Below are 25,458 nucleotides of genomic sequence, written 5' to 3'. Positions count from 1 at the left end.
CTCCTTTTTCAGAAAAAAATTAAACAATTCTTGAAGCGATCCACTCATCAACAGAAGTGGAACGCCATCCAACCGATGCGGCACCTAGCCTGACGGGCTTTGGAAAGGTCACGTCGTAGTACCTCGATTTCGGATTCAACTTTTCGTAGATACTTGAGCGTGAGATCCCCAGTATCACTGTCAATTCAGTCATACGAAGGATACGTAGCGGGTGTACTTTTTGTTCACTAATGTTCGACATTTTCACTTCTCCTGTTGGATGTCTTTGGCTGGATTCGAAATTTGCCATAACATCTGGGATAGTGTCCGCGTAGAAAAATGGAAACCAACCGGAGGAAGTTCAGTGGCACATGCATTTGCAAAACTGATGTACGACGTCTGTCAGATTTTGGGAGTATTCAGGGAAGGGAGTAAACAGCGGGATATACGTGCATATGGGAGTTTTTGGCGTCATCAGGCGTTTTTTAATCAGCGCTATAATGAGATAATCGGAATAATTGATAAAGAAAGAGTATTCAGTGAAGAAGAACGTCGTAGTTTGTTCTACAAATACGAAATGTTTTATAATCAAATCATGTCTTACCCCGTGTTCAGCACTCTGACCCGGAGCCAAGTATTCGAGCGTTATATTCAGCTCGGGGTTTCTTCATGCCTGGCACTTGATATACACAAAACTTTCAACACCACTAATAACAGCGGATTCTACTTTCATATTCATAGTTTTTTGTTGAGTGATCATTGCCCAACACTGGAAAATAATGAAAGGGATATCCTACAAGGAGTGAAAATCTATTTAAGGGACCTTATTAAGTCACCTGACGGGAGTTATAAAAAAGTTCTCAGCCCACTGTCTGAACATATAAGAAATATCAGAAAAAACAGCACACCGATAAAATCATGGATGAATAGTGCCATAGATGAATGCATCGAACATTCCCAGATAACATTAGACGAGGATGAGTTTAACAAAATTAAAGGTCAACTGGATGATTTTAAAGTAGCTTACTCTTCGCTTCGAGTCCTGCTGGCTTTGGAACGAAAGACTGGTCTGACTGAACACCTTTCCAGTTTTTACCGATACCTTTTTCATGTAGAGGGTCTGAATGACAGCTATTATTTGGCATTACATCAATATCTTTATGAATCGAAAAAATTCGATGAGCGGTTGCTGGAATCTGTAATAGAAGAGTTTCATAAGAAAGCGACCAAACCTTATTCGATAGAGATAAACAAAGATGCATGGCTGGATATCAAGGTCATCTGGCATCTTGTTTTCAGTTCTCTTAAAGGTGAAGTTTTTTCTGAATTAGATTTGATAGAATTGGCTATCAACCTTAAAAATTCTCCAGACTCAGTTGTCCTTACACCTTATCTGACGTTATCTAAAATAATACATAACATTTGCATTGACGATTTAAACGAGGCAAATAAAAAAGCTAATGCCATATCAATTAATGAGCTACCTCCAGGTTTTATTTCAGCAGCTATTAGCACTATTAAGTTAGCTCTTAACATCAAATTAAACGGGAATACGATAAAAAATGGAGAGTTACTTTCAGATATAAATACAATTTTAACGTATCGCGGCGTTTTTACTGATCATGTCAATATCGATCGCAAATTTAAACAACCCGATTTGATATTAGTTATGTGCGCCAATAATTTGATAATAATGAGTGCGATAAAACAGTATAATAACATGGTTCAGATGACAAGTTTCTTCAACGAGCTTGAACTTTCTGTCATCCACCCACAGTCTATTACAGGCATTCTGGATGAAGTTGAATCTGCATTGGGCAAAATAAATAAACGGCTTGATGCAGCCGAGAAAATTATTAATAGCGAAGAACTGGCCAAGTTAATTATAGATGAAAAAATATTAACCGTTCGGGAGTGCAGACAAAACCTCGTAAGCTATTTGAATGAATTTACATTGTACAACTGCATTCTTAACTTGAATTATATAAAACCTTACCTGACACTCCCCGGGGAGAAATTAGTTAATATTTATGGACTTGTCGGAAATTCAGAAGAACGTGTAATAAAGCGGGAATTTTTAGCTGAGGCTATCAGAATTGTTAATGAGAGAGAAGGTCAAATTAAGCCTTTAGCTGAAGGTGAAAAAGCTCAAAAAATGGCGCTAATACACGACCTGAGCAGTGAGCTTTTCAAATATGATGAGTGACCCCCTTTATCCCTGCTACAGCTGCTACACGTAGCAGCTGTAGCAGGGGATGTGTGTTTCATTTTTTATTTTTCTGCTCGCAACTCTATGATAAATATACTACGCCCATATATTGGCTATTTTATAGCCTTCAAACCTTGAATCGCGATATGCCGATGAGCCACAACCATTTCGTAAGTCGTAGATGCTACACGATCCCTTTAAGCAATAGTTTAATGGTGCCATTAATCACCACCTCCTATAGAGGTGGTTTAGGCAAAAAAAAGCAAATTCTCATCCTTTCAATGTTTTTCAACTATTGAAGAAAGAAATCCACAGTCATGAGGCTTATCAAAACCAGAGGTGCTTTTGACATATTCAGTAATCAGCGCACCAATAATCTTAACTGCATCTTTGTTAGTTGTAATGAAGCCCAATGGCATCGTCACAGGCAGCGTTTCTGGTTGAGAAATATGATAGATAACGGCAGATAACTCATCTTCAAGATGAAGGATCTCAACATTACCATCTAACAGTCCTTCTACTAGCCCTTTAGCGCACGCGTGGAATTGCCCAAGTTCATGCTTCCACTGTCTGGCAACCCGGGCATCAACTGCATCCTGGACGGGTACGTACAGCACCGGTTTATACAGCCGCTTATCCTTCGTAGCCGACCTGTTAAGAAAATCGCTCAGGCTTGAGATAAATCGGACGCTCTTTGACCAGTAGGGATCTGATGGAGCTACCCAGACGAACGGGCTACCGCCATAATCGGTTTTGTCTCTGATACGCTGATTGAGCACCGGTGCCAGAGCTTTCTGCAGCTTTTCCCAGTTGTTTTTAGAATAAACCGGGCCTAAAAAAGTCGTCCTGCCAGAGTCTGAGTATTCTTCCAGCGCCTGCATATCCTTGATAAATAATGGATTAAGTTGATTCGTTTTAGAGTCAAACAGCTTAAGCGTAAGGTCATCGTTTATGGATACCATGGCCTTAAAAATACTCATGGTATTGTTATGCCGTGATAACCTAGCTATCTCAACAGCCATTAACTCATGAACACATTCCGAACTGTTTAACTGTTCATAGTCTTCACGCTCGACAGCCTTACCATCGTTATCCATTTTAAATTCCGTTGTTAAACGGAGCGGTATTTGCCGCAGCTTATTAACAGAATTAACTGTATAGATAGAAGGTTGTTCTTTACCTCCCTGAACCTGCAAGTGAGACAGATAACCTTTATCCAAGATTTGATTAAACTGGTACTGAAAGTGCTTCTCAACCAGTTTCTCACTTTGAGAAATGTTGTTGTCATCAACCTTTAATGTTAACCCTCCCCTCCAGTGGTCCTGGAAAGTTTGGTTGCTGAAGCAGCTAAATGTGGCTAAATCAAAGGATAAGGTACCACCACTGTCCTGGATAGTTGAAAGGTGCGGTATCTCGCCAACCTCAGAAAAATAGCCATTTGATTTGTCGGTTAAAGTCAGTCTGCCGTCTGAGGAGAGCGTCAATTCGCCACGCTGCACAAGATCGGAAATCGCCTCCTCTGTCTCACGGTGGGTCAGGCCGAAATAGGTTGCTATTTGTGCTTTGCTCATCGAGGCTACATGAACAAGTCTTAGCACAAACTCCCGGATGAATGGCAGCCCCTTCTGGGAAACATAGGAAAACTGAATGTTAAACCTCTGTGCGGGCAGCAGGAAGTCAACCTCGTGATAGGTTACTTTGTTATCAGATATCATTTCTTTTTGCCTCCCTGCTGAGCGGAGAGGAACCTGTATCCAGCTTCCTGACCTCGTTCAGCCATATAACTTACAACTGAGCCTAATGGTAGTTCTTTATTGTTTCCCTTCCAGATATCGGCATTACCCACAATCAACAGGCGATCCATTGCGCGTGACATCGCAACATTTATACGGTTTGGAGCTCGTAAGAAACCTGGGCTATGCTGCTTATCCGAACGCGTCAGTGACAGGATGATGATCCGGTTTTCCTTACCCTGATAACTGTCAACAGTGTCAATTTTAACAATGTCCTTAAATCCCTCGCTCCAAATTTCCTGATTGAATTTCTGACGGAGCAACCGCTTTTGTTCGGCATACATACATATCACGCCGATAGCGGCTTCATCTTTGTTAACGAGCTTTGAAAGCTGAGCGACAAATTCTTCATTCTCTGACACCTGTTTAAGTACAGAAATAATCTCGTCAGCTTCACATCGGTTGTAAATACTTGTTCCGCGATCTTCAAGATGATGTGCCCGGTGGCCCAGATTAGCAGTATCAAGCCAGGTTACGACGCTACATAACGCTTCTGGAGCTTGCTGATAGACATCCGGAATTGCCCGTTCTCCATTCAGAAGCTTCTTGTCATAGAACGTCTTCGATACGAGATCACCAATCGGTGGAGCCATACGATACTGGGTCAGCAGAGCAGCACTCGCTTGCGCACCATAAGCAGAGTTGAAGGCACGGGCAAAGTCACTTCGTAATACCTCGTCAATTTCAGTGCGGGAGTTATTGATACCCAGTTTCCTCGCTAATGCCGCCTTGTGGGCATCTGAGTACAATGGGGGAAGCTGCAGGTGGTCACCCACCAACAGGACACGTCGGGCCGACTGCATAGCAATGGCAAGTTCGCTTGCAATCGAGCGCGCCGCCTCATCAATGATCACCCAGTCGTAGATATTCTCCTGAATGCCAATGTGCCCCTGTCCAATACCAACGCATGTACCAGCCACTAACTGCCTGGAGCGCGAATAAAACTCGTCTAGGTTCACTCGCTCTCCCGACATAGCATCCTGCATATCACGTGATATTTTAGCTAATGCCTTTACTCGTCTTGCCTCATCAGGTCTGACGCCATACTCTGTACACAGCTTGGAAATCAGAATGTCTTTTGCTGCAGAAACCTTCGCGCCTTTATCTAGGTTAATCCCATATTCCTGACTCAGCCTGGAGCGGATGGAAAAATCGAGTTCGACTGCAATATCTTTCAGTTCACCGATCTCTTTTGAATCCGTTAAATCATTAACCTGATAGAGCAATTTCTCAAGGTGATCGATTTGTCTGAACAACCTGAGCTCAGCAAGTACAACACCCGAAATAAATCCCGGCTCCAGACCAATGGCTTCACTCAACGCTTCAACACGGTACTTAATTTCAGCATTGAACAGTTCGCGCTTCTCAGTTGTGATTGCGTTTGAGTACACATCTTTCAGGCCAGGGGAAACAGCCCCTTCCCGGTTGCTGAACCTGACAACATCCAGCTCTGTACCAAGCCGGGAACAGTGCTTTCTGATGCGCTCGGCCGCTGTATTCACAGCCTCGTGTGACTGGCTGACCAGTAAAATGCGTTTGGTATTCTGTTTCTCGATCAGGTAGTGGACAAAGGCCGCGATGAACTCGGTTTTACCGGTCCCCGGTGGCCCCTGAAGCAGGGAGAGAGGGCCATTATTGACCAGTTTGTTAAACGCCTTTCTTTGCTGCTCATTCAGACTGATCTTATTTCCGTGCTGGTCTTCACGGTCGTATCTGGCAAAATCGGTATCGCTGAGAGTGATACCATAATTTTGAGCCACCTGTTTGCAGGATGGGTCGAACAGATCAATTAAGTCAGGCAGCACACTTTCTCGATCTAGGAGACGTTCCAGTGCGCGTTTACGTTTCTGATAAGACGCCCGATCCTGCTTTGTACGGAAGAAGACAATATCAGAATCCTTCAGCCTGTAGGCTGCTGAACGCACTTTGACCAGACGGATCTCTTTGAGTTCTGACTTCTTAAGTGACACCTCACCTATAAATCGCTCAACACCTTCCTGATCGACCTGTAAGGCTTCGACTTCATCACTACTTCTGAAAGCGCCAAGTGGATCAACGTCTGCAGAGTAAGGGAGAAGAAGCTCTCCATGAGCATCTGCAACCGGGACCACTTCCCCGCTGACTTCAATGTTTGGATAGGATTCTGTTTCAGTATCCAGAATGGCGCGCCACAGCTTCACCGTAGGGATTTCCAGCACTTCTTTTAAAGCAGGTTCAAGCGCCTGCTTATCAAGTCTTGCAAAGGCATCTTTTAGCTGAAGCGTAAGCGGGTCCTGTTCCTGAACGTCTTCAGGTGCGGCAATCAACTTGATTGCCCGCGCAAAAGATTCTTCTTCATTAAGCAATACTGTCAACGCCGATATATCCTGCGGACTGCCGGGAATAATCCTGATGCCAGTACCAATTTCGAACTGGCTTTCATCAATATCTTGCTTACGAATTGTGGCGCGAACCCATGGCCTGAAGCCATGAATCAGCGTTTTCTGCTCTTTGTGGAACACTGCAGTGAAACCGCCACCTATCCCGCTGAAAGTTACTTTTACTTCAGCTGGGGCTTTAGGATTTGGTTCAACTTTGACATACAGATGCCCGTTATCTGGCAGGACAGAGATGATTTCATCGGCATTTCCTGCTGTTATCTCTATCAGGGCTTGTTCTGACGTTAGGTCATTACTGTTTATCGCTTTTTTAAATCGCCCTAAATCCTTAAACCGAAAAACAGGATCTTCCAGTTCAGCCCGGATGGCATTAGCAATAGTCGGATAAATGTCTGATTCCTGCCCCCATGACAAACCTAACAACTCGCAGGACATCTTCATCACTGCATAGTTGTCGCGTTCAAAGGAAGTACAATTATCGATGTATTCAGGGCTGTAGCTGTGGTTTTTAGTTTCGTCACCGAACGGTGAAAAATCGGGGATATCGATGAGGAAAAGAGAACGACTCTGTGTCCCAAGCATCACATTACCAGGATGGATGTCCCCGTGAGAAACACCCAGTCCGTGCAAGTGCTCAACGGCGGCGACAAACTTATCAATGAGGTCGATTTTTTCATCATCTGGAACCACCATGTTATCCCAGGTTTCTCCCAGTACCTGATCCGTGACCAGGTACAGACTTGATGATTTGGATGCAATACCGAATTCACGAATTTCAGGCAGATACGTTGGTTTAACTAAAGAAAGCTGCTCAACCTGTTTTAAAAACTTCATAACCTGGAAGTTTACTGACGGATCGTCTCCCTGCCCCCCAACGTTCAGCCAAACCTTCACGACCCTTCCACCCGAGATATAAACTTCTTTGTCGGATGTTTCTACCAGAAAGTCATCGTCTTCCCGGTACTGACGAGAGTGGTTGATAGCATGCCGATAAGGGTCAAGCTCAGTATCATCAAATGTTGGGATAGCCTTACCCGCAGGTTCGGCTTGTTTCAGGACATCAAAGAATTCTGTCGCGGAAGCAAATTTTGCAGCAACGGCATCCAGTAATACATATGAATACCAGTGCTGGCTGTTTAGCATACTGTCCTGTACTGTCTCCAGACTCTTGGGAGACATGCGCTTACCGCTTAACAAGTGCCAGGCTACAAGGCCCAGGGCATGAACATCCTGCTGAAAAGGCGTAAGCTCGCCCTCATCAAGCATGTCTTTTACCTCGACTGCACCTACGGATAAAAGCTTACGGTAATCGCCTACCGTTCCGGCTGGCCGGTGGTATGCCGAAATAAAGTTCGAAAGGGCAACTTCTTTTGAAGGTGAAATCCACAAGCTATGATCGGCGATATCCCTGTGCGCAATTTTTATCTCATGGAGATCGCTAAACTTCGCAATGAGCAATTTAACCACATTCAACCGGTCCAGATCTGAAAACGCCTTTCCATACTTTCCGATGAATTCGTTAAACCGAACATGACCCGGCGGAAGCTCATAGACTTCACTGTACTCGGCAGTCACTTCGTCTTTCTGAAAACTCGTCAGAGACCTCAGACAGTGGTTATACAGATCCCGGTTCTGGTGATTGATGTGCTGTAACACTTCACGCTCACGTGAAACGATCTCAGCTCTTCCTTCCGGCGTGTACGCTTTCGTCCCTTGGATGTTCCGGAAATTCCATACCCTGAGTAATGCTTCGCTATTAGCCGATATTTCTGATTTTGCTAGGTATTCCCGATACACCTTTTTAGGATGTTCGAAAATCATATCCTTAGCTTCGAAGCCATTAACCCGCAGGGCTTTTGCTGCTGTCTGAGGCCCTAAGAAAAGGTTATCAAAAAGGGGAAAATCTTTGTTTAGAACCTGGGAGCCTGGATGGGGTCTGAAATAGTTGTTGAATGTATTGCGATCGGCAAATTTAAGAAAATCTGTTAACGAGATTGTATGGTGAAGTTGTTCTTCCGGTAACTCACTGAAGTCCGCATTGCCAGTCATCACAACAAAGAAATGTACAAATGGAACATAGCCTTTGTTCGTAAAACGATCTGCCAGACGCTTGAGTTTGTTGTCCAACGTGAACTTTTTGCCACGGGTCACGCTTACCGGCGAGCGTCCCATGTTCTTATCACCCTTATACCAAGTCTCTCCGCGCGCAGTTACGGGCTGATGGTTCCAGTCCTTCAACTCAACTATGATCACATTACAATGCGTAACAATGACTAAATCAAATTCACCTTCTTTTTTTGCCTCAACAAAACGAAAACCTGCATAACCTTTCCAGGGGAACATTCCGTTGCCGGTATAACCATATCTTTGTAGCTGCTCGCCAATAGAACCCCCACGAACAAGCTTGTCAGACATAGATAAATTATCCGAAAACGCAGCCTTTATTTTCTCAATAGCTGCCACTTCTTGCTCTTGTAAACCGCCATCCCACATTTCTACTTCCAACGGAATCCCCCCTAGGACTTCAATCTGATTTATCTAGTGATCCTGACTAATCATCTCAGTAGTGCTTTGTAGCTTAAGTAAACAATGCCCACTATCGCCGTTATTCTCTCTGGAAGTAATATCCCTGCGAACTGTATTGGTTATTTTCATCATAATGCGTAAATTCTGCCCTATGCCTTCACCAGTTTCGCAGACATGGGGTCATAGACATACCCAATGATGCTACCATCCTTAATACGTGCAACAGCCTCATCGATAACGAATAACGGAACGAGAAACCATTCCTCGGGCTGCACTGGATGGCCGAAACGGTCGTTAATGGTAATTTTAAGCCGTGCGGGTGCAAACAACCTGTGAAACAGGTTTTCCATCCGGGTGCGGTTGATGCCTGCAAGCTTGTATGAAGCTACCACCTCGACCTTCGCTAAGAGATAGGTGGAATCGTGTTCAGCATTGGCAATACGAGTCTCTACCTTGCCACCAGTCACACCAATCTTGTGAATGACATCACGATGTTCAGCCACATAGGGGTTATCAGATAGTGAACGCAACACATAAATGGTGCCGCTTTCTAGATCGCTCTCTTCTAGAGCATCGCTGAATAAAGGCCCCATGTCTGGATCGGTAATTCGGCGTGCTGTTTCGTCTTTATACAAAGCACGAACCAATGACAGCCGAAGTAGGTTGCTTTCCGTACCATTCGAGTAAATAACACGCAGCCGAGCATCTTTCTTCCCCTGTGGTGAATCGAATTCTTCACCTTCATCAGCCACATAAGCCGTTTGACCATCCAGGATGAACCAATGGCCCACTTCAATCGTTGCATACTGCCCAAAAGGTCGGGTCACTCTTAACCCTGAACTTAGATCACTGCGCACCTGCTCAAATAGCGGTTTGAACGCATCAAAATCCTCGCACGGCTTGCGATCCGCGATCCCTTGTACAGTACGCTTTTCGACGCTAGCACGAACATGACGTAAGACTGTTATGTCGTCCTCGCTGGTAACATCAGCCAGTTCGGCAGCCAAATTATCGATATCGACAATTTCGTCCGCTGACTCCGCTACCTCACCCCCTCCGGCCAATAAGCCATGATGATCCAGCGGCTCAAGCAAGGCACGGTAGTCTGGGAGAGTGCGTAGACGCTCGAGTCGCACTGCATAGATGCGCTCGAAGATCTCACGCCCTTCGCCGGGTTGCGGCGCACGCCCATGTTGGTCAGCGAAGCGCTGGATTTCCTCAAAACCTGCGATGATGCGTTCCTCGCTGGCTGGACGTCCTTTTTTCTTCTCAGGAGGTGCAAACTCGGCAAGTTCATTAGCCAAATCGTCTAGATCAGATTTACTCATAACGCCCCTCCGACCTGAATCGCATAAACGCGGCTGCGCCTTCGGCAAGGTGCTTTTCCCAAGCATCCGGCGAAGTTAACGATGGGAGGCGTCCACGTTCACGTTTGAATTCAGCGGCGCGCTTAGCGATCACTTTGGCATCTTCAGGCGTGATCGAGGTACGCTTGGCCGAGATGGCAGCCGCGACCTGCTTCAAACTATCTTCGCTCATCGTCTTAGCAAGGATGGCATAGGCTTCACCGAAGGGGTTGATGCGGTCGATAAGATCTATGTCTAAATCGCGTACGTCCATCGCAAAGCGACGCACTCCGTCGATAAGGGCAGTATTAAGCATCCCATCGTTCTCACCGGTGGCAAGACGCTTGGCCTGCTGCGTGAGATTAAGGGCGGCAATAGCGTGCTGACGCACAGCCTCCTGATCTTCAGCGTCAAGTTCAGGGTACTTTTCTTTGATGATCTTCCCCATACGAACCTGTGTTAATTCTTCGGGAATGAGCTCTTCGTCGAACAGTCCACGTTCGATGGCGGGCTTATCTTGCACAAAGGCCGCGATCACTTCATTTAAATCTTCCAGGCAGATGCGCGCCGCCTCTTTGCTCCTAGGCTCGGCAAGTCCCTTAATCTCGATTTGATACGTCCCTGTCTGCTCATTAACACCTAAATTGCAGTTATCCGGGTCATACCCTCCTTCACCATAATCAAAACCTGGGGTCGGACCGCTTTCAGGGTTCTTAGGCTTGAACTCGAAGCGCGGAGCTAATACTTGCTCCATCAGCAGGCTTGCCGCGATGGCTTTCAAGGTATCATTGACTGCTTCGGTAACCGCGCCTTCTAAAGCGTCCGGCTCGGCGATCAGGTTAGTAAATTTCGCGCGGGTTTTACCCGGTGCGTCGCGAGTGGCGCGACCGATGATCTGCACGACCTCAGTCAAGCTGGCTCGGTAGCCAACTGTCAGCGCATGTTCGCACCAGATCCAGTCGAAACCTTCCTTTGCCATACCAAGTGCAATAATGATGTCCACATAGTCACGATCTGTCTTCATTTTTACACCACGAAGGCTTTCCTGAATCTTGCTTTGACTAGTTGGGTCCACTAAGTCAGCGATACGCAACATCCGGCCATCGAGGCATTTGACTAGCTGGAAACCAGTCGCAGGATCTGCACCTTGCCAATCGCCAAGCTCGCCGAGAATGTGCTCCACCTCCTTGATTTTATCCTTCGTACTCTCGCGCGAATTGACGTTGGGAATATGGATAATGGTCTTCTTGTCAGGATCGAGTACATTGAGGATGTCATCGACGTAGGAGTCACTGTAGAAGAAGTAGCCAATGTCGAGTTGCTTGAGGTATTCGTAGCCGTTGAGTTGTTCGTAGTAGGTGTAGGTGACAGTATCGAACCTAGACTCATCCTGAGGAGCCAACACGGCCTCCGCATCACCCCGGAAGTAGGATCCGGTCATGGCAACGATGTGCGTCTTGTCCCGCGCGATAAACTGCCCCAGATGCTGACCAAGCTTGTTATCCGGGTTAGCTGACACATGGTGGAATTCATCGACCGCGATCAGGCGATCGTCAAACGCTTCTATGCCGTAGGCATCGACCGCGAAGCGAAAGGTTGCGTGTGTGCAAACGAGCACTTTATCGCTACCTTCCAGAAATGTGCCGAGAGATTTCACCTTGCCACCATTGTCGTTACCGGGCGCGTTGCACAGGTTCCACTTAGGTTTGACATGCCAATCAGCCCAGAAGCCATACTGCGATAGCGGCTCATCATTAAAGCTTGCACCGATGGATTTCTCCGGCACAACGATAATGGCTTGCTTGAGCCCCTGGTTTTCAAGTTTATCGAGCGCAATGAACATCAGCGCGCGGCTTTTGCCGGAAGCGGGAGGCGACTTGATAAGTAGGTATTGTTCTCCGCGCTTCTCATAAGCCTGTTCTTGCATAGGCCGCATCCCAAGGATATTAGCCCTAGTCGATGATCCATTGCGTGCATAGGTAACAGAAACGGACGGTACTGACTTAATCTTGGCGCTCATATGTTGGCTCCCACTTTACGCTTCTTGCCCTTGGCTGGTGCAGCCGAAGCAGCCATCTTGGTGTAGAGATCAAACAGCTTATCAAGCCGCTCTGTGTCATTCTTAAAGCGACGACCGATGTAGATGCGTTCTAGCACTTCGTCGTTGCGGTCATGCGCAGCTCGCAAATCAGCAGGCATGTTTGCGGGGTCGTACAAGTCCGCAATAGTCGCGGGGAAGTGATGCTCTCGTACTAGCAGGATTTCTTCAGCGCAGCGGGTAAGATCGGCCTTGTTTTTCTCGGTCAATATAGGCAAAGGAAAGGTGTTCCAGCCGAGGGTATTGGAATAACGGTAACGCGTTTCCAGCTTACCGCATACGGTTGCGATCCATGCCAGATGTAAGCGGCTGGCAAGAATTGCCATATTCCAGAGCGGAGCGTCGTAGAGGGCATAAGCCTGATTAGTTGTTCCCGTCCGACCTGGAAGTACCGCAACCGGGAGGTACTCCCGTACTTCAGAGCTCACTGTAGGCGCAAGGATGGTCAATCCGGTTGCTAAATTTCTGTCACGGAATTGATGCGGCCGGTCCACCAGCGCGTTGTAGCTCGAGTCACAGCTTTCCTCGCGTATTCTTCTTACACCGTCCAACCTACGCCGCACAAACTCACTCTGACTAGCAAATTCAAGATCATCTTCGTCAATCCATAAGCAATAGCGTTGCAATCCCCGAATGAACTCTTTAGCGCCATATAGTGGCAATATGATCCGCTCAAACTTTGGGTTCTCTTGTAGTAGTCGGTCTCGATCCAACATGCTCAACGTCAAGAAATTTCCATCACCGGGAAGGTTTCCATAGTTCATCCGAGCAAGCGGTGAAATCGGTGTACTTCTTGTTTCCACTACCTGCACATCAGAGCTTGTTAGATATGCATTGATGTGGGCTACCTCATAACGCTGGAGATCATCGAAGATGACCTTTGGCAGCTGCGGATGACCAATTCCAAGGATCACACAGCTCACTCCAGCGTTATCGGATGCATTGTTGCTCCAGCGAAACGAGCGATGAGCAAAGTTGATTTGCAGCCCTTTCGAGAACAAATGCGGCCAGTAAATGGGAATTTGAGTGCCCTGTGACACCGAATTTGTTGTTACAAATGCGAAATTGCAACGTGTCTGAAGCACATAGTCTGCTGCTTTCTCAATCCAGCAAAATACATAGTCTAGCGATGCACTAGATTTCACCTTCTTCCCAAGTACGAACTTGATTTCCTCTTTCTGTTGAGCAGTTTGATTGCGACGCCCAACATACGGAGGGTTGCCACAGATGTACGTCTCCCCCCCTTCATTCTCGAAGTCGATCTCTGCCTGATCGATCGGCGTCTCAGAAAGATCTTCTGCCTGCAACTTCACTCCGGTTCCAGTCGCAGGGCAAACGCTCAACCAGTCAATTCGTAACGCGTTACCGCAGGTGATCCAGTTATCGTTTCGAAGGGGCAGAAACTCAGCCAACGCGAGCTTCAGGCCCCGATACAGCACATCGCACTGATACTCGGCGATAACCAGTGCAAGACGCGCAATTTCTGCCGGAAAATCACGCAGCTCGATCCCGCGAAAGTTGGTGATCGGTATTTCCGACCTTCCATCTGGCTCACCACGACGCCGATTGATCTCCGCCTCAATCTCACGCATTTCTTTGTAAGCAATAACAAGGAAATTGCCAGAACCGCAAGCTGGGTCGAAAACTCTTATTCTGGCAATGCGCTTGCGTAGGTTAAGCAAGGCACGCGGGTTGTCACCAGCCTCTTCTAGCTTCGTACGCAAATCATAGAGAAACAGCGGGTTAAGTACCTTCAAAATATTGGGAACGCTGGTGTAATGCATGCCCAGCTCGCCGCGCTCTTCGTCTTCGGAAATGGCCTGAATCATCGAGCCAAAGATGTCCGGGTTGATTCTGGTCCAATCCAGATTGCCAACATGCAGTAGATAGGAACGTGCAATACGGCTAAAACGCGGAACCTCATCACTACCAGAGAACAAAGCACCGTTAACGTAAGGAAAATCTATAGCCCAGCGAGGAATACCGGCGACAGCACGCTCATTGCGTGGGGTGTTCATAGCGCGAAACAAAGTGGCGATGACATCGTGCGTATTGGAAGCGTCGCGCTCACTCATCTTTGAAATAGTATCGGTGAAGGCCCCCTTTCCGATAAAAATATCGGTGTCTTCGGCGAAGAAGCAGAAAATTAGTCGCGCCATGAATTTATTCATGTCGTGACGACGCGCCGTAGTACCCCATTCAAGGTTATCTTTCAGTAGTTCGACGTACAAACGGTTTAGACGGCTAGTAGCTCGAATATCGAAGGCATTTTCACTAATCTGGCGAACTGTGGTAATACCTGCCAGCGGCAGAAAGAAGCCGAAGTGATCGGGAAAGTTTTCAAAGGCGCAAGCGATGGTCTGACCGCTTGTGAGATCTTCGGCTTCTAAGTCTTTGCCGTCTGTGGCGAGGATGAACTTAGCCTTGGCTTTACTTGTTGCCGGGCTGGCCTTAAGTGAGGCCAGCATATGCGTCACTTGATCTTCTTCACTGGTTAGAATGTGGATGTTGTTAGTCTGAAGAACCCCACCCAAGTCGGACTTGTTCGAAGCCCCGGCACGCAAGCGTTTGATAGTCGTTGCTTTGTTACCAAAAGCTTCAAGGAAAGCATAAGGAAACTCTATGGGATCAAAGGGTTGCTCCGCAAGATCCGAGATGGCTTGTTCAATTTCTACGGCGTTCATTTGCGTACAGCTCTCCATTGGCATGTGACCGGCCTACTGCTACTGGTGTGCAGTAAACTCATGTCAAATCCTAGGTTTTCTTGGAAATTTTTGACCGCAAGTTTAACAGAATAGAACCCAGCTCTGTAGCAGATTCAGCCTCAGGTTTTCGTTTCACAAAACCCTCTTATGTATTTATGTTGAGATTTCTAGCTTCGAGATAAACTCAAACAAATGTACAAACTTTCATGCACTTAAATGCTACTAATGTCATGATATATTAAGCGATCGCATATAAGTAACTTACGTCATTCTTTCTGATGTTCTTAAAAATTCTCAGGTTGCCTCAGAAACCCTCTTCAGCACAGGAAATGACTTTCCTGCAATCCGTCGAACCAAAGGGGCCAACGGTTCTTGTCTCGCACAGGCAATCCGGTTCACTCCATGTTCTATCTATATTGGAGTACTAATTTCGATATCTAAACCTAGGAGTAAATGTCTACTATTAGCAAAAAGCTGCCAGTCACCATGAGCGTTATTTTAAAAGTGGCACTGCTGCAGTTACATGCATCTGCTTATATTTCAAATAAATTCAGATAGATATCATCTACGTGAATCCCCCACATCTTTTACCGGATCGCGGGGTCTTTTTTTCACACAGAGATATTCGTATGCAAAAATCTGACGGCCTACAGGCTTTTGAAAAACCGCTGGCGTCACTACCACACACGCTTCGCTACCTTATCCTTGAGCGTCTTCGCAGTCTCACGAAGTACGAGCCGGTAATCGGCATTATGGGTAAAACCGGGGCGGGAAAATCGTCGTTGTGCAATGCCCTGTTTGCCAGTGAGGTTTCACCCGTTAGCGATGTGGTCGCCTGCACACGCGACCCCTTGCAATTTAGCCTACAAGTGGGCGAGCGCATTATGACCCTTGTTGATCTACCAGGTGTAGGGGAAAGTAGCTTACGCGATACTGAATATGCCGCCCTATATCGCGAACATCTTCCCCGGTTGGACCTGGTGCTGTGGTTGATTAAGGGCGATGATCGAGCGCTGGCGGTGGATGAACATTTTTACCGGGAGGTGATTGGTGAGGTATACCGGCATAAGGTGTTGTTTGTTATCAGTCAGTCCGACAAGATTGAACCCACCTGCGGTGGTGAAAAGCTGTCTACAGAGCAGAAACAAAATATCAGCCGCAAAATCTGTCTACTGCATGAGTTGTTCCAACCTGTAAACCCTGTCTGTGCGGTGTCGGTACGTTTGCAGTGGGGGCTGCGGGTGATGGCTGAACGGATGATTCGTTGCCTGCCGCGGGAGGCCAGTAGTCCGGTAGCGGTACAGCTTAGTGCTCAACTTCGTACCGATGTCGTTAATAAAAAAGCTCGTGACGATTTTGGTGAAACGGTCGGCTCGGTACTGGACACTGTAAGTTCCATGCCCCTGATACCGGCCCCGGTTCGGACAGTCATCCAGTCTGTACGCGACATCGTGGTATCAGTCGCTCGTGCAGTCTGGAATTTCTTCTTCTGAAAATTAACCCTTCTAACCCGTAGTTTCCTGAGCCCTGCCGCGATTTTGCGGCGGGGCTTTTTGTATTTATTTTCCATCATGAGGAGTCTGCTTATGACCCGTCTGGCTTCGCGCTTTGGCGCAGTAAATCTTATCCGTCGTGACCGTCCGTTAACCCGCGAAGAACTGTTTCTTGTGGTGCCCAGCGTTTTCAGCGAGGACAAACACGAATCCCGCAGTGAACGTTACACATATATACCCACCATCTCTCTGCTGGACAGTCTGCAGCGGGAGGGCTTTCAGCCGTTCTTTGCCTGTCAGACCCGCGTGCGTGATCCGGGTCGTCGTGAACATACGAAGCATATGCTGCGCCTGCGTCGGGAGGGGCAGACTACCGGTAAGCAGGTGCCGGAAATTATTCTGCTCAATTCTCACGATGGCTCCAGTTCGTATCAGATGCTGCCGGGATTATTTCGTGCGGTATGCCAGAACGGACTCGTCTGCGGTGAGTCGTTTGGCGAGGTGCGGGTGCCGCACAAAGGGGATGTGGTGAGTCAGGTGATTGAAGGGGCGTATGAAGTGCTGGGTATTTTTGACCGTGTGGAAGAGAAGCGGGATGCCATGCAGTCGCTGATGCTGCCGCCTCCTGCACAACAGGCTCTGGCACAGGCTGCACTGACGTACCGTTTTGGTGAGGACCACCAGCCGGTGACAGCACCTCAGATACTCTCCCCACGCCGTTGGCAGGATGAGAGCAATGATCTGTGGACCACATACCAGCGTATTCAGGAGAACCTGATTAAGGGCGGGCTCAGTGGCCGGAGTGCAAAAGGCGGGCGAACACATACCCGCGCCGTGCGTGGTATCGACGGAGATGTGAAGCTCAACCGGGCTCTCTGGGTGATGGCGGAAGCGATGCTGAGTGGGTTTCAGTCCTGAGAGTGTTATCGCCATGTTAACAAAGGACACTCCCTGTCCGTTTTCCCCTCATTGGATTGAGTGTTTTATCACCGCATTTCATGGTGTGCCGCGTCGGGCCTGCTTCCGGAGGCAGATAAAAAATAGTTCATTCCATGTCCATACCCTGTCCGCCCCCCTCTTTAGAATCATTTCATATTCAGTCAGTTAACTATTACGGAGATTTAAGATGGCACAGGCAGAGCGCCGTCATGATCGGCTGGCTGTCAGACTGTCACTGATAATCAGCCGCCTGGTTGCAGGTGAAACGCTGAACATGGCGCGGCTGGCTGCAGAGTTTGGTGTGTCAGTCCGTACCCTGCGACGGGATTTTCGCGAACGGCTGATGTACCTCGACCTTGAGTATCGACGGGGGCAATGCCGCCTGCGCAGCACCGGTGGGGGCGTACAGGGGGAGCTAGATGCGCTGACCTTCGCGCACCGGGCCGGACTGGCCGATATTTTTCCGGGGCTGGACCGGCGTCTGGCGGGCATGCTGCTCACTGCAGGAGGGATGCCGTGTCTGGTATGGCAGCCGCCACAGTCTGTGTCACCGGCCATCTCACTGGTGTTCTACCGTCTCGTCAGTGCCATTACCGCCTGCCAGCGGGTACTACTGCTGGCCGAGGGAGAACGCTGTGACGGGCTGGCTCCGTACCGCCTGATATCACTCGACGGCTGCTGGTACCTCACCGGTGAACTTAACGGGCATATCACCGTGCATCCTCTGGCGACCATCCATGCGGTGACAGTCCTGAACACCACTTTTACCCCGCGAAAACGTCTCAGCCAGTTAACCACACAGACGGGCTTTATCCGGGCTCTTCCGCACTTCAGCTGTATTCGCGAAGTCCTGTCTCCTGGACCCTCTGAGGAGGAGCAAGGCAACACATTGATTTAATTACCTCTGTTAAGAAGGAAAAACAATGACCTGGCATTACGAGAAAAATGGCATACGTCACGACAATGTGACCGAAGACGACATCACTGGCCTGATTGCGCGCGGTGAACTCACCGCTGCCACGCTGGTGTGGCGACAGGGCATGACGGATTGGCAACCGGTCTCCGCCACCCCGCTGGCTTCAGCGCTGCTCCACAGCACTACACCACCAGCGCTGCCGGGGAACCGCATTCCGGGTGGAGTGGTATGGACGCTGGCATTTGCTCCCTTCATGGGTTATGCGCTCGAGCTGTGGACTGCAGGGCTGAACGGAATGTCTTTTGACGAGGCATATGAGGCTGTCTCGGGCGGGCAGTACTGGTTTATCACGCTGCTGCTCAATATCGCTCTGGGGTATCTCGATGAACGACGCCTGCGTAAGGCCGGAGTGGACACCACCACGTTCGGCAAACTGGCCTGGCTGGTGCCGTTCTATCTGTGGCGGCGGGCAAAAACTCTCGGTCAGAAACCGGCTTACTTCTGGGTATGGCTTGTGATGCTGGGGCTGACCGTCTGGGCCTGAATGACCGCTACCTGATTCTTTCTCTGTTAAGGACCAACGTAATGAAAACACTGATTAAAGTACTGGGTATTACCGGCAGCCTTCTGCTCTGTGCGGGCGCTCAGGCTCAGCCTTATAACCGGACCCTACCTGCGGTAGTTAATGACAACAACGGGAACATTTTCTGGTGCGATGCGCATCGTCAGGTTACTGGAAAATGCGAAGCCATGTCTGTTGACCGCCTGGGCGGAATGGTCACGGTGCGTTCAGCCCCCTTTAAAGACTGCGAAGGCGGCCTGTGGGGCTGGATAACTATCATGCACAACGATGTGTCGAAGGGATTCACCATTACTCCGGACAAGAAATTCGGTCTCACCGTAAAAGACCTGTGCCGTCCGGGCACGGTAGTGACCTTTAAGCCCAACCAGAAGAAGCCTGAATATGACGACCTGGTGGCGCTTTACCAGGGCAAAGAGCTGTTTCGTTACCGTCGCTTCTGATAACACCCGATATCAACCTACCTCATTTTGCCCGACAGCGGGCTGGATTAATTCAGGAAAAAAACCATGCTGAAAATAATGACCTCTGCTGTACCCGCCCTCATTCTGTCACTTGCTGCATTCAGTGCCGGTGCAGCTCAACTTCCGGCGAGCCTGATGGATAAAGACAATCCGGGCGAGCCATACTGGTGTCAGGGTGACGATATCAACAGCTCAGTCTGCTCGCTGACCGCCGTCAGTGACGACCATAAGTTTGCCCTGATTCAGGACTGGCCTGGCCCTGCCTGTGCTGATAATAATTTTGGTGTTATTGACCTGATACATCAGACCGGCATTAATGTGCCCTATGACGGCGGTGACTGTCAGGGTGATGTGAAGGCCGGATTCGTGCGTGGCGCGAAGGATAACGGCCTGTATGTGAAGATTGTCCGGGGCAGCAAAACGTTGCTGATGAACAAAGTTAAAACCGGATACTGATACCGTTATCGATACAAAATAAACACAGCCCCTGTTGCTCACGCAACAGGGGCTGTGTAGTGAAGTGAGGTATTAGGTAGTTTCAAACCAGTCTGTATTTTTTAGGGCAACAGAAGTAATCGAATAGATCATTTCCTGCAAATGCAAATGAATGGCAAGTTCTGCCGCATCCGGGTCCCCGGCTTTCAGCGCCTCTAGGATACTGTAATGCTGCTGGATTAACTTTTCTGGTGGCGAAACTTCAACCAGACTAAGGAAGCGAACCCTGTCCATGGTGGCTTTGATGGTTTCAATCGTTTCCCAAGCGAGGAGACAGTCCGCGATTTGTGTCAAAAGGTAATGGAATTCATCATCCAATGCCAAAAACTCTCTGATTTGATTATTCCTTGCCGCCAGTTCCTGACGATGCAGATTATGTTCAAGCGCCATCAATTGTTCTGAGGTTATGCTTATGGCAACACGCCGCACAATTGCACATTCCACCGCCTGACGAATAAAGCGCCCATCATCCACCCGTTTTGAAGAAATCTTCATCACGAACGTTCCACGTTGCGGTAAAACCTGCACCAACCCTGCTTCAGCTAGTTTAATAAAAGCTTCCCGTACAGGTTGACGCGACACATGAAAGCGAGTGGAAATCTCTTTCTCTGAAAGCAGTGTACCTGGAGGAATTGTACAATCGACGATATCCTGCCTCAGGAAACGGTATATTTGCTGATTTACCGGCACATTATTAGTAATGCTGTAGGATTCTGACATGGAAATTATAAATATTCTCGGCTGATAGTAGTATCCAACCATACTAGCAGATTACGGCTTTGTAAGTGAGATGATAAAATTACCCATACCCTTGGGCATTTCCAGTTCTACACTTTATTTTTTAGGTCAGAAAAAGGAGGGCAACGAAGAATCTCACCCAGGAAGGTTGCCTGAGTGAGATGAGTATGAAGACCAGTTCTTACAAGAACGTATATTCTGTATGTTCTGAATAATTTAACGAACCATCATCTCAGCAACTGTTGCTTTCGCCCCTCTGGCCAGCAGTGCCAGATATGCACGGGTCACAGTATTGACGAATTGTTGATTATCCGGGAGGTCGCGACCAAATACGGCGGTCATTTGCAGTAGAGATTTTACGCGTGGTTCACCCTCGGAGCTACTGGCGACGTACAGGGCAATTTCCTCACGTAATGGATCACTGATGTCGATAGATTGCCCCTGCTCATCTATTCCCCCGACGTAACGCATCCATCCTGCAACACCTAACGCTAAGCAGTCAAAATTACTGCCATTTTTCAGATGCCAGCGCACCGAATCCAGCATACGCTGTGGTAGTTTTTGCGTGCCGTCCATGGCGATCTGCCAGGTTCGGTGTTTCAATGCCGTATTCTGATAGCGTGTCAGCAAGGAATCTGCATATTTTTCCAGATCAGTTCCAGGTGTGTTCAGCGTGGGAGCCTGTTCCACCAGCATCAGATGGCGGGCGGCGTTAACGTAATGCTCATCCAGCATACAATCACTGATATGTTGATAACCGGCCAGATAACCCAGATAGGCCAGGAACGAGTGGCTACCGTTCAGCATGCGCAACTTCATCTCCTCAAAAGGCAAGACATCGCTGACCAGCGCGGCCCCGGCTTTTTCCCACTCCGGGCGACCAGCTACGAAATTGTCCTCTATCACCCATTGGCGGAATGGCTCGCAGGCCACAGCGGCCGGATCCTGTACGCCCGTTTGCTGCGCGACTTGTGCAAGGGTGTCTGGTGTCACAGCAGGGACGATGCGATCGACCATGGTGGAAGGGAAAGTGACATTGGTTTCGATCCACTCTGCCAGCATGGGCTCGAGCTCTCGGGCATAAGCGGTGATCACGTTACGGGTGACATGGCCGTTTTCCGGCATGTTATCGCAGGACATCACGCTGAACGCTGGCTGCCCGGCCGCTTTACGCTGCGCAAGGGCTTCAACGATAACCCCAACGGCACTCTGAGGGCGATGCGGATTAGCTAAATCGCGTAAAATCAGCGGATGTTCCAGTTGCAACTGACCGGTGGCGGGGGAATGGCAGTAGCCTTTTTCAGTGATTGTCATGGAAACAATCGCCACTTCAGGCTGAATCAGAGCATGGAATATTGCGTCGAGTCCGTCGACCTGCGCATGCAGAGCCTGTTTTACCACTCCTACAACCCGCGATTGCCAGGCCTCAGCCGACATTTCTGCCACAGAATAGAGCATGTCCTGTTGTTTGAGGTCGGCAATTTGCTGCTCACCACCGATCAGATTGATTTCACAATATCCCCAGTCACTACCATGTTCATTCGCCAGAATATCGGCATACACAGCCTGATGGGCGCGATGAAAAGCACCAAAACCCAAATGAACCATACGCCCGACAAGCACAGAACGATCATACATGGGGAGGGTGGCCTTTGCCGCTAACAGCGTGTTTTGCAAAATACTTTCTCCATTCAAGGGTAAAGCCATAAGCCACTCCGTTCTGCGGAGTGGCTTATGTTGTTATCAGAGCGCAGAAAGTGGCACTTTGGCGACGATCTTCCTGATTTGTTGACATTCAGTGTCATGGCACAGCGGAGCGTGAATATCCCACGGGAAAAACACAACAAAATCCCCATTGTTCATGTCAATGCCATCCAGCGATACCGAAGACCGCGTATAGAAATAGTTATCTTGTTCGGGGTGTGATTCACTTGGCTTTATGTTGCCTGTTGAACAAAACTCCACCCGCTCTTTTCCCGTAATCACAAATTGAATATCAATGAACTCTTTATGTGTTTCTGGTTTACGCTCATGAGGTAACACAGTTGGAGCTGTGAAGGTTTTAAAGAGCACGCCATTTTTCTCAAACTGGCCGTCCGGGTGTTGAGAAAAATCAAGCGCCTTAATTATTTTCAATGTAGAAAAAATAATCGGAGGAAACTCTTTTTGCGCCACAACTAGTTGAGAGATATGTCCACTAATCATAAAGTATTCCGTTTTGCCAGTTGCTGAATTTCCGCCCACACACCATCATCCACTGGAATACCGTTTTTACGGAAGTTATCCCGATTACGTAATTCCATTTCACCTGGATAAAAGACTTCATGGTTATTTTCAGAGGGTTCGGAAGACTTCACATAATCCGCAATTCCAGCGGCCATATTTTCGCTGAATTCTTTACCGCCAAAATGTTTAGGGTCGAAAACCATGAAAACCTGACTCGCGCCGGTACAACTACCTTCCTGGATTTTATCGATTTCATTGGTTGAAGCACCTGCGGTCAGAAATGCCGCCATTGCATCCAGAAGGATCGCCATACCAGAACCTTTCCAGTAGCCGGTAGGGAGAATGCGCATGGATGCTTCAATCGGACCTGGCTCATCTGTCAGATTACCGTCTTTATCATAGCCTCCAGGGAAGGGTAATTTTTCGCCTTTAAGGCGCGTAACCTGCAATTTCCCGTAGGCGTACTGTGACATAGCCATATCCAGCACCAACGCACCGTTCTGCATTGGCACGGCCATTACATATGGGTTATTTCCCAGGCGTGGATTTTTAGCCCCCCATGCTGGCATACAAGATTCAGTATTTGTCCAGCAAATAGCAGCATAACCTTTTTCAGCAGCTTTCCAGCCATAAGTACCACCACGCATCCAGTGCGTGGTATTACGCATACCGACGATACCTACACCATTGGTTTGAGCAAGCTGGATGGCTCGCTCGGTGGCAAATAGTGCATTAGTAATACCAATCCCGCGCTGGCCGTCATAAACCTCCAGAGCTCCCAGTGATTTAACCTGTTTAGGTTCAGCGTTAATATTTACCCAGCCTTTGTTCACATAATCAATGAATCTGGCAACGCGATTGAGTCCGTGAGAAAAAATGCCATCGCAGCTGGATTCACAATGGATCTGTGCACAGATATCCGCTTGCTTCTCGCTCAAACCAGCATTAAGGAAGGCCTGTTTGACCGTTTCTTTCATTTCAAAAAATGCAATTTTAGACATAATGACCTCTATTTTGATTAATTTATTTTTTCAAGAGCAATATTTAACTCTTCATCTTCACGGGATATTTTATTATTTCCCCACAGATTTTCATAACTCCAGCCAGTGAGTAATTCCGCAACTGCTTTGGCCTCAGGCTGGACAGTTGATTTGCTACCACCATTTTTCAATCTTTCAATCTCATTAACTAAAATCAAATGATTTTTCTGGGTAAGCTTGAAACGAAGAGAACTTATTATTCCGAACAGCAGGAAAATGCTTGACCCAACACCGAACACCAGAACAATGCCATGAATAGTTTCCGGGCTTTGAGTTGCACTTTTTGCCACAAAGCCATATTCCTGCAAAATAAGTCCAACAATAAAGAGAGCAAGCGCCTGTACAGCTTTACGCACAAAAGTCATCACCCCGGCAAAAATCCCTTCGCGACGTTTACCTGTGAGCATTTCGTCAATATCAGGAATGAAACTGTAGACATTCCAGCAAACATAATAAGATCCAGAGCGGCCAATCCCCATCAATAAGGCAGCTACTAACACCAACCAAGTTGCGTTGGGCAACGAGAAAATATGTATTGACAGAAATAAGCTAACGCTTAATAACATGAAGCACTGCGCAATTTTGTATGACAGGCCATTACCCAATTTGATACATAACGTGATAAATAACGCCACGCACAAAAACTGGACTATTGTCATGAAAGTCAGTGCATTGGAAGCATCAACAGTTGTTTGACCAAGAACAAAAATTATGTAATACGCGAGGATTGCACCTAACACATCTAAAGCCACATATGCCCCCAGATACATACCTATATGCTGGCGGAACGTGCGTACCTGGAACGTCGAAATTAATGAACGAAAAAGGTATTTCATGTCTTTCGAGAAATTCATTTTTGGGCGGTTAGGATCCAGCTTAATCGGACGTTCCCATGTCAGTGGATAGAGGAACATAATAGCCACTGCAAACAACACTCCGAAGATCACCCCCATATAAAGGAAGGATGACGGATTATCTTGCCCGATCGTGCTAATGATACGTCCCGGTAACCAGGCAGCTAGGATCCCTGCGCCAGTCGAGAAGAACATGCGCACACCTGTAAGTTTCGAGCGTTCTTTAAAATCACTGGTCATTTCTGCTGCCAGCGTTTCGTAAGGCACTATCACTAGTGTATAAGCAGCATAGAACAGAATGTAAGTGGAGAGATAATAGAGAAAACCCATCCCGTCTGCCCACATAATGATATAAGTGATCATCACAAGTGGACCGCCAAACATGAAGAAAAATCCTCGCCGACCAAACCGCTGACCCAGTCTGGTACGATAAAAGTTATCTGTAACGTATCCCATCAATGGATCAAAAAAAGCATCCAGCAAACGTGCAATAGCAATAATTGACCCAGCAGCCACTGGGCTTAGACCTGCATAGGTTGTGTAAAAAAACATTAACCATAGGCCCAGAACGGCGAAACTACCTCCCCCAAAGAAATCGCCGCCACCATAAGCCAACATATTTCTAATCTTAATTTTTTTATTATTCTCATGATTTATCATGTTATATTCCTTAAGAATT

18 protein-coding genes are annotated in these 25,458 nt (G+C 47.8%); 7 read left to right on the top strand and 11 right to left on the bottom strand.

From position 1 onward, the window contains the following. Positions 1-19: 19 nt before the first annotated feature. Positions 20-193, bottom strand: a complete 174-nt coding sequence (locus EDF82_RS18135; protein WP_227540151.1) for an AlpA family transcriptional regulator — start codon at positions 191-193, stop codon at positions 20-22. 150 nt (positions 194-343) lie between these two features. Here EDF82_RS18135 and EDF82_RS18130 point away from each other — a divergent pair, with 150 nt between their 5' ends. Further along, a complete protein-coding gene (locus EDF82_RS18130) occupies positions 344-2,185 on the top strand; it encodes a hypothetical protein (RefSeq protein ID WP_148060400.1) in 1,842 nt (613 codons plus the stop codon). A gap of 281 nt (positions 2,186-2,466) precedes the next feature. Here EDF82_RS18130 and EDF82_RS18125 read toward each other — a convergent pair whose 3' ends face one another. From EDF82_RS18125 to EDF82_RS18105, 5 genes are all read right to left on the bottom strand, one after another. Next, complete coding sequence (locus tag EDF82_RS18125; protein ID WP_123756896.1) at positions 2,467-3,903, bottom strand: hypothetical protein; 1,437 nt, start codon at positions 3,901-3,903, stop codon at positions 2,467-2,469. Then, complete coding sequence (locus EDF82_RS18120; RefSeq protein ID WP_123756895.1) at positions 3,900-8,852, bottom strand: AAA domain-containing protein; 4,953 nt, start codon at positions 8,850-8,852, stop codon at positions 3,900-3,902. Before EDF82_RS18120 ends, EDF82_RS18125 begins: the two co-directional genes overlap by 4 nt. 182 nt (positions 8,853-9,034) lie before the next feature. Next, the gene (locus tag EDF82_RS18115) at positions 9,035-10,213 is read right to left on the bottom strand and encodes a GIY-YIG nuclease family protein (protein ID WP_123756894.1); all 1,179 of its coding nucleotides are present in this window, start codon (positions 10,211-10,213) and stop codon (positions 9,035-9,037) included. After that, entirely contained in the window at positions 10,206-12,251 is a 2,046-nt protein-coding gene (locus EDF82_RS18110) for a DEAD/DEAH box helicase (protein ID WP_123756893.1), read from the bottom strand. Before EDF82_RS18110 ends, EDF82_RS18115 begins: the two co-directional genes overlap by 8 nt. Next, entirely contained in the window at positions 12,248-15,013 is a 2,766-nt protein-coding gene (locus EDF82_RS18105) for a DNA methyltransferase (RefSeq protein ID WP_123756892.1), read from the bottom strand. The genes EDF82_RS18110 and EDF82_RS18105 overlap by 4 nt, the downstream gene beginning before the upstream one ends. Before the next feature lie 650 nt (positions 15,014-15,663). Here EDF82_RS18105 and EDF82_RS18100 point away from each other — a divergent pair. The 6 genes from EDF82_RS18100 to EDF82_RS18075 all read left to right on the top strand — a co-directional run bounded on the left by EDF82_RS18100 (position 15,664) and on the right by EDF82_RS18075 (position 19,882). Then, a complete protein-coding gene (locus EDF82_RS18100; protein ID WP_123756891.1) occupies positions 15,664-16,527 on the top strand; it encodes a GTPase family protein in 864 nt (287 codons plus the stop codon). Positions 16,528-16,620: 93 nt separating this feature from the next. Then, positions 16,621-17,445 (top strand): DUF932 domain-containing protein, encoded by an 825-nt coding sequence (locus EDF82_RS18095; RefSeq protein ID WP_123756890.1) that lies wholly within the window; start codon positions 16,621-16,623, stop codon positions 17,443-17,445. Between the two features lie 208 nt (positions 17,446-17,653). Further along, on the top strand, positions 17,654-18,364 hold the full coding sequence (locus EDF82_RS18090) for a DeoR family transcriptional regulator (RefSeq protein ID WP_123756889.1): 711 nt from the start codon (positions 17,654-17,656) through the stop codon (positions 18,362-18,364). A 25-nt stretch (positions 18,365-18,389) separates the two neighbouring features. Continuing rightward, on the top strand, positions 18,390-18,926 hold the full coding sequence (locus tag EDF82_RS18085; protein WP_123756888.1) for a DUF4339 domain-containing protein: 537 nt from the start codon (positions 18,390-18,392) through the stop codon (positions 18,924-18,926). Between the two features lie 41 nt (positions 18,927-18,967). Then, a complete protein-coding gene (locus tag EDF82_RS18080) occupies positions 18,968-19,405 on the top strand; it encodes a hypothetical protein (protein ID WP_047028252.1) in 438 nt (145 codons plus the stop codon). A gap of 66 nt (positions 19,406-19,471) precedes the next feature. Next, complete coding sequence (locus tag EDF82_RS18075; RefSeq protein ID WP_123756887.1) at positions 19,472-19,882, top strand: hypothetical protein; 411 nt, start codon at positions 19,472-19,474, stop codon at positions 19,880-19,882. A gap of 72 nt (positions 19,883-19,954) precedes the next feature. On the opposite strand, the gene EDF82_RS18070 is transcribed toward EDF82_RS18075, so the two are convergent. The 5 genes from EDF82_RS18070 to EDF82_RS18050 all read right to left on the bottom strand — a co-directional run bounded on the left by EDF82_RS18070 (position 19,955) and on the right by EDF82_RS18050 (position 25,439). Next, positions 19,955-20,641 (bottom strand): GntR family transcriptional regulator, encoded by a 687-nt coding sequence (locus EDF82_RS18070; RefSeq protein WP_123756950.1) that lies wholly within the window; start codon positions 20,639-20,641, stop codon positions 19,955-19,957. A gap of 234 nt (positions 20,642-20,875) precedes the next feature. Continuing rightward, the gene (locus tag EDF82_RS18065) at positions 20,876-22,336 is read right to left on the bottom strand and encodes a mannitol dehydrogenase family protein (protein WP_123756949.1); all 1,461 of its coding nucleotides are present in this window, start codon (positions 22,334-22,336) and stop codon (positions 20,876-20,878) included. 66 nt (positions 22,337-22,402) lie between these two features. Further along, positions 22,403-22,864: a YhcH/YjgK/YiaL family protein gene (locus tag EDF82_RS18060; protein ID WP_123756886.1), complete on the bottom strand. Its 462-nt coding sequence runs from the start codon at positions 22,862-22,864 to the stop codon at positions 22,403-22,405. Next, complete coding sequence (gene yiaK / locus EDF82_RS18055; protein ID WP_123756885.1) at positions 22,861-23,886, bottom strand: 3-dehydro-L-gulonate 2-dehydrogenase; 1,026 nt, start codon at positions 23,884-23,886, stop codon at positions 22,861-22,863. The genes EDF82_RS18060 and yiaK overlap by 4 nt, the downstream gene beginning before the upstream one ends. Before the next feature lie 17 nt (positions 23,887-23,903). Beyond that, positions 23,904-25,439 carry an MFS transporter gene (locus tag EDF82_RS18050; RefSeq protein WP_123756884.1) on the bottom strand — a complete coding sequence of 512 codons (1,536 nt, stop codon included), beginning with the start codon at positions 25,437-25,439 and terminating at the stop codon, positions 23,904-23,906. Positions 25,440-25,458 lie beyond the last annotated feature (19 nt).

Source organism: Klebsiella sp. BIGb0399 (assembly GCF_003752615.1).
GTDB classification, from domain to species: domain Bacteria; phylum Pseudomonadota; class Gammaproteobacteria; order Enterobacterales; family Enterobacteriaceae; genus Klebsiella; species Klebsiella lignicola.
The sequence above is the reverse complement of the archived record's forward strand: the minus strand, read 5'-3'. Positions and strand labels throughout refer to the sequence as shown.